Consider the following 6,043-nt stretch of genomic DNA (forward strand, 5'->3'; position numbering starts at 1 on the left):
TCCATCGGAATCACCCTTTCGACAGCAACCACGCCCCACGGCGGCAGTTAGCCGTGGGGATTGTATAACCCGGGGCCCATCAGGGTCCAACGGTTTGGAATGCCCATGAATGAAACCACCGAAAACGATGGCGTCTCCCGCATCGAACGTTTTCGTCTCGCCATCGCGACGTTCATCGACGAACGCCGCGTGGCCAAGCTCAAAGGTCGGGAAGACGATGCCGCGGCCGCTGCAAAGTACGAGTACGACACCTGGCTTGCGGATGCCGCGCGCCGCGTCGGTCAGATTCAGGCCGTCACCCATGTGCTCAAGGCCAGCCATCCGGACGCACGAGGCACCAGCCTCTACATTCCCCCGCAGACCCTGCCACAGCATGATGAAATCGGTAGCCACTCGCTGGCGGATGATTTCGCCGAAGACGTCGTTGGCAATGCCGCCGCGCTGGATGTCTTCAAGTTCCTGAAAGTCGAAGTCGAAGGCCGCTCCTTGCTCGAATGGGTCAAGGCCAGGGACGCCGACCTGCTGCAGGCGCTGCATGCCGATGAAGCCATTGCTCAATCACGGATGGATGCCTTCGGCAATCTCGTTCGCAGCGGCACCTTCTCTTCCCATGCGCTGGCGAAGCAGGTGTACTGGCTGACGCAGGGTAATGCGGCCACCGACGATAACTTCCACCTGCTGCAGCCGCTGTTCTCGAGCGCCCTGGCCCATCGCGTGCATGCCGATATTCAGAGCGCACGCTTTGGCGAAGAGAATCGTGATGTTCGTGCCGCCGTCCGCACGAAGCAGGCCGATACGCGCGTCTATCGCGACTACCGCAACCTCGCCGTACGCAAGATGGGAGGGACCAAGCCCCAGAACATATCGCAGCTGAATAGCGAGCGTGGTGGTGCCAACTATCTGCTGCCATCGCTACCGCCCAACTGGTCGCAACAACGCCCGCCCAACCTGCTCGGGCTGGAATCCTCGACCGAACGCTTCACCTTTTTCGCCGGTGTCAGGCCGCTCGTCCGGGAGCTTGCCCGGCTGGTGCTATCCAAGCGAAGCAAGACAATGGAAACCCGCCAGGAGCGCGAGGCACTCGAGCAGCGGTTGGGCGCTAAATTGCCCTTTTTTGCCGCTGCGATACATAGCCAGTTATCGCCGGGGTGGACTCGCGACGATCGCTGTGAGTTATCGCTCTGCGAGTGCCTGTGGCTGGACCCGGAGCGCCTTACGCTTGCACCTCGCCCGCTCGGTGAAGGTGGGGAAGAGGACCAGGCCTTCGTCGAGGCCTACCACTGGGGCGACTGGCCAGACCAGGTCGCGGGCATTTTTGCCAGTTGGCTCAACGACCAACTGCGTCGGGCAGGCGCCACCGCGGTAGGCGATAGTGAATATCGTCACTGGGCACGACAAGCGATCATCGACGCCGCCTGGCCCGTGCCCATGCAGCGGCGAGCTCCGGAGGAACGCGCATGAGTACCTCCCCCACGTTCAGTCACCTACTCGCCCTACCGCGTATCAACGTGCAGAACGCCAATGCCATTTCCAGTCCGCTGACGCACGGATTCCCCGCGATCACCGCTTTCATGGGAATGATGTGGGCCCTGGAGCGCAAGACGCGTGCCGCCGGTCTCGATATCGCCTTCAAGGGGATCGGGGTGGTGTGCCACCACCATCAGGAGCAGGCGACCCAAGCCAGCTTTATCAAGACCTTTCATCTGACGCGCAATCCGGTAGGCAAGGATGGCAGCACCGCCGCCATCGTCGAGGAAGGGCGCATGCATATGGAAGTCAGCCTGATCCTGGCGCTCGACAGCGAGCGCTGGAAGCGCGACGAACAGGCAAGGCGCCAGGATACCGCCACGATACAGGAGATGGTCGGCGCCATGCGTATCGCGGGTGGGTCCGTGATGCCACCGCCACAGCCCGGTCTGTATCGCCATCAGCCGCAGATCATTGACCTCACGGGAGACGAGGGAGATCGACTCGATGCCTTCCGGAAACTGCGTATGCGCTTGCTACCCGGGTTTGCATTGGTGTCGCGCGACGATCTGCTCGACGAACGATTGGCCGAATTGCGAGAGGAAGCCCCGGATACGACACGGCTCGATGCCTGGCTTTCCCTGTCCCGCATCAACTGGCGCTATGACAACGAGGCGCAGGCTTGGCAGCACGATCGCCATGCGCTTGGCTGGATCGTTCCGATACCGGTGGGCTATGGCGCGCTCAGTGAGTTGCAGCCAGCCGGCAGTGTGGCCAATACACGCGACAGCACCACACCCTTTCAATTCGTCGAAAGCCTCTTCTCGGTCGGGGAGTGGGTCAGTCCCCATCGCCTCGAACAAGCCGAACAACTGATCTGGTATCCGCAAACAGGGGCGGAGTCGCAGCAATACCGCTGTTGCAACGACTACCGCCCTGTCAGTGACGCCTTTGAATCTCTTTACGACTTCAGTTGAGCCCCTTTTCCGGAGAATCCATCATGGCCAAGAACGACGCTCTGAAAACCGCTTCTGTCCTCGCCTTCGAGCGCAAGCTCGACCCCTCCGATGCGCTGTTCAGCGCCGGCAACTGGGACAAGCGCGACCAATTCACCGCCTGGCCCCACATCCCGGTCACGGAAAAGTCCGTGCGCGGCACCATTTCCAACCGCCTGAAGACCAAGGATCAGGACCCGGCCAAGCTCGATGCCGCCATCGAAAATCCCAATCTTCAGACCGTAGACGTCGCCGCGCTGCCCCACGATGCCGACACCCTGGCGGTACACTTCACGCTGCGCGTGCTGGCCGGTGCCGGTACCCCCTCGGCCTGCAACAGTGCCGACTATCAAGCCAAGCTGAAGCAGGCGGTCGAGAGCTACGCCAGCGAGCACGGCTTTCAGGAACTGGCCCATCGCTACGCGTGCAACCTCGCCAACGGGCGCTTCCTGTGGCGTAACCGTCTCAAGGCCGAAGCGCTCGAAGTGACGGTGCGCCAGACCCGGGCCGGGGAGACCGAACAAGCGTGGACCTTCGACAATGCCCTGGAACGTTCGACGCGAGATTTCACTGGCGACGAGCAGACTCGCACGTTGGGCGAGGTGATCGCCAAGGCACTGGCCGGCGAGCAATACCTGCTGCTGGATGTGGTCGCTTTTGCGCGTATCGGCGCCGGCCAGGAAGTCTTCCCGTCGCAGGAGTTGATCCTCGACCGCGCCCGCGGCGACAAGAGCAAGACGCTCTACAGCATTGGCGACGACAAGAGCGCCGCCATTCACTCGCAGAAGATCGGCAACGCCCTGCGTACCATCGACACCTGGTACCCGGCGCCGGCGGACGGCAGCGATCTGGGGCCGATCGCTGTCGAGCCCTACGGCTCGGTGACCACCCAGGGAACGGCCTATCGCCAACCGAAGCAGAAAGTGGACTTCTACAACCTGCTCGACAACTGGCTGCTCAAGGACCAGGCGCCGACGACCGACAACCAGCACTTCGTGATGGCGACCCTGATCCGTGGTGGTGTCTTCGGCGACGCGGGGTGAACCATGGACCACTACATCGACCTTCGCCTGCGTCCCGACCCGGATTTTCCGCCATCCATGTTGATGAGCGCGCTCTATGGCCGGCTGCATCGCGCACTGTTCGACCAGGATGCGAACGACATCGGCGTGAGCTTTCCGGATCACAAGACCGGCGTGCGAGCGCGCACACCGGGTGACCGGCTGCGCCTGCACGGACAACACCAGAGCCTGACGCAACTCATGGCGCAACCCTGGCTCGCCGGCATGCGCGAACTCGTCGAGACCGGCGACATTCTGCCAGTACCAGACGGAGTGCTGCATCGCGTGGTCAGGCGCCGGCAGTTCAAGACCGGCAACGACAGCCAGGTGAAGCGCTACGCACGGCGGCATGCTATCGACCTCGAAGAGGCGCGAGCGAGGTTCGCACGCAGCAACGAACCTCGCATCAACTTGCCCTTCGTTTCACTCAACAGCCGGTCCAGCCTGCAACGCTTCGCCCTGTTCATCGAGCATGGCGAACCGCAGCCGACGCCGGCTGTTGGCTCCTTCAATCACTATGGCCTGAGCCAGGGGGCAACCATCCCCTGGTTCTGACCCTTTTTTCGTGCGTTTTTATAGCATTCGGAAAAACAAGGGGTTAGCGACGCCTCCACAAAAAGGGAGGCGTCGCGCTTCATGGCTATTGCTCTTTAACAATCAGGGTATTAGCTTGAAAAAGCTCTAGTTCGCTGCCGCCCAGGCAGCTCAGAAATGGGACCGCCCGGTGTTCATCGAGGCCGGCAAGTTCGCTGCCGCCCAGGCAGCTCAGAAATCCCCGGTGGCATCCCGCAGGGTGCCGGAGAGGTTCGCTGCCGCCCAGGCAGCTCAGAAAACGCAGGGCGCCGGCAGCTAGGCCCTGAGTGAGTTCGCTGCCGCCCAGGCAGCTCAGAAACGGAAGCTCAGGGCATGCAGGTGCGAGCGGGCGTTCGCTGCCGCCCAGGCAGCTCAGAAATGCAGCTCAACGGCAGCCAGGTGAAGCTCGCCGTTCGCTGCCGCCCAGGCAGCTCAGAAATATTTCGAGCCCTACCGTCGGCGCATCCACACGTTCGCTGCCGCCCAGGCAGCTCAGAAACTTGAGTAGCCGTAGGATCACCCCCAGCGGCTGTTCGCTGCCGCCCAGGCAGCTCAGAAAATATCAAGTTGTGCGATTACCAGGTCGCTGTTGTTCGCTGCCGCCCAGGCAGCTCAGAAATGTAACCGCAAGCGTCCGGCTCGGGCGCTCCCGTTCGCTGCCGCCCAGGCAGCTCAGAAATCGGGGTCGATGACGATTCTGTCACCAGACATGTTCGCTGCCGCCCAGGCAGCTCAGAAATTCGAGGCCTGGGTGATCGCCCTGCTCACCCGGTTCGCTGCCGCCCAGGCAGCTCAGAAAACCTGGTCCAGCAGCTCGACTACCTCTCTGCCGTTCGCTGCCGCCCAGGCAGCTCAGAAAGCGAATGCCACGCGGCCGATGGCGTCCCGGTCGTTCGCTGCCGCCCAGGCAGCTCAGAAAACCCAGATTGCCGCCCGCACCGCCGCCAGTATGTTCGCTGCCGCCCAGGCAGCTCAGAAAGTGTTCAAGGTCAACCGTACCCGTAGCTATCAAGTTCGCTGCCGCCCAGGCAGCTCAGAAACCCCCGTCGGGGTTGCCGGCGTCTTCGAGCGTTGTTCGCTGCCGCCCAGGCAGCTCAGAAATGCCACGGCCACTAGCAAGCCGAGTTCCTTGGGTTCGCTGCCGCCCAGGCAGCTCAGAAACAGACAATCGGCATCCCATCTCGCCGGGCGATGTTCGCTGCCGCCCAGGCAGCTCAGAAATGGACGACTCGCCCGAGGAAGTCGCCCGCCGCGTTCGCTGCCGCCCAGGCAGCTCAGAAATCACGCGCTGCTGCGCGATCGGGCCGTAAATGGTTCGCTGCCGCCCAGGCAGCTCAGAAAGGACGGCCTCCTTTCGCCCTGCAGTGGTGGCGGTTCGCTGCCGCCCAGGCAGCTCAGAAATGAAGGAAATTGCCGATGCGCTCATTCGTGTCGTTCGCTGCCGCCCAGGCAGCTCAGAAAAGACGCTGGTCGATGCGTCCGCACTTCTGACAGTTCGCTGCCGCCCAGGCAGCTCAGAAAGTCCGCACCGCGTCGCGCCACGACTCCATCGCGTTCGCTGCCGCCCAGGCAGCTCAGAAATCATCGAGGCGCCGCCAGCCAGCGGCGCCCCAGTTCGCTGCCGCCCAGGCAGCTCAGAAATGGGGATTACGTCACCGTCGACGAGGCGGGGGGTTCGCTGCCGCCCAGGCAGCTCAGAAATCGAGAACGGGGTCCATGCGGGCGAGCGAACTGTTCGCTGCCGCCCAGGCAGCTCAGAAAGTAGACATCGCGGATGCGATCGATCCGCACGAGTTCGCTGCCGCCCAGGCAGCTCAGAAACATGGCCAGTAGTTTCGTAACGGGCATGTCGTGTTCGCTGCCGCCCAGGCAGCTCAGAAATGTCATTACCGGCATTGGTGCGGACGAAGACCGTTCGCTGCCGCCCAGGCAGCTCAGAAAATGCTG

Annotated in this window: 4 protein-coding genes and 1 CRISPR repeat array; all 4 genes read left to right on the top strand. The window is 62.7% G+C overall.

The annotated features are described in order from the left end of the window. Positions 1 to 105: 105 nt before the first annotated feature. From csy1 to cas6f, 4 genes are read left to right on the top strand one after another with little or no spacing between them, the layout of a single operon-like run. Entirely contained in the window at positions 106 to 1,461 is a 1,356-nt protein-coding gene (gene csy1 / locus D0901_RS20585; protein ID WP_129142165.1) for a type I-F CRISPR-associated protein Csy1, read from the top strand. After that, positions 1,458 to 2,444: a type I-F CRISPR-associated protein Csy2 gene (csy2, locus tag D0901_RS20590; RefSeq protein WP_129142166.1), complete on the top strand. Its 987-nt coding sequence runs from the start codon at positions 1,458 to 1,460 to the stop codon at positions 2,442 to 2,444. The genes csy1 and csy2 overlap by 4 nt, the downstream gene beginning before the upstream one ends. A 23-nt stretch (positions 2,445 to 2,467) precedes the next feature. Beyond that, positions 2,468 to 3,505, top strand: a complete 1,038-nt coding sequence (gene csy3 / locus D0901_RS20595; RefSeq protein ID WP_129142167.1) for a type I-F CRISPR-associated protein Csy3 — start codon at positions 2,468 to 2,470, stop codon at positions 3,503 to 3,505. 3 nt (positions 3,506 to 3,508) lie between these two features. Further along, positions 3,509 to 4,078, top strand: coding sequence for a type I-F CRISPR-associated endoribonuclease Cas6/Csy4 (cas6f, locus tag D0901_RS20600; RefSeq protein WP_129142168.1), 570 nt, complete (start codon positions 3,509 to 3,511; stop codon positions 4,076 to 4,078). A gap of 129 nt (positions 4,079 to 4,207) precedes the next feature. Further along, positions 4,208 to 6,037: a CRISPR direct-repeat array (repeat unit 28 nt; unit sequence GTTCGCTGCCGCCCAGGCAGCTCAGAAA). Positions 6,038 to 6,043: the final 6 nt, after the last annotated feature.

This window comes from Modicisalibacter coralii, assembly GCF_004117855.1.
GTDB lineage: Bacteria > Pseudomonadota > Gammaproteobacteria > Pseudomonadales > Halomonadaceae > Modicisalibacter > Modicisalibacter coralii.

What these genes read in the sequence shown, in the direction of transcription:
- cas6f (WP_129142168.1), top strand. Translation starts at nt 3,509, where the DNA reads ATGGACCACTACATCGACCTTCGCCTGCGTCCCGACCCGGATTTTCCG.
- csy2 (WP_129142166.1), top strand. Translation starts at nt 1,458, where the DNA reads ATGAGTACCTCCCCCACGTTCAGTCACCTACTCGCCCTACCGCGTATC.
- csy3 (WP_129142167.1), top strand. Translation starts at nt 2,468, where the DNA reads ATGGCCAAGAACGACGCTCTGAAAACCGCTTCTGTCCTCGCCTTCGAG.
- csy1 (WP_129142165.1), top strand. Translation starts at nt 106, where the DNA reads ATGAATGAAACCACCGAAAACGATGGCGTCTCCCGCATCGAACGTTTT.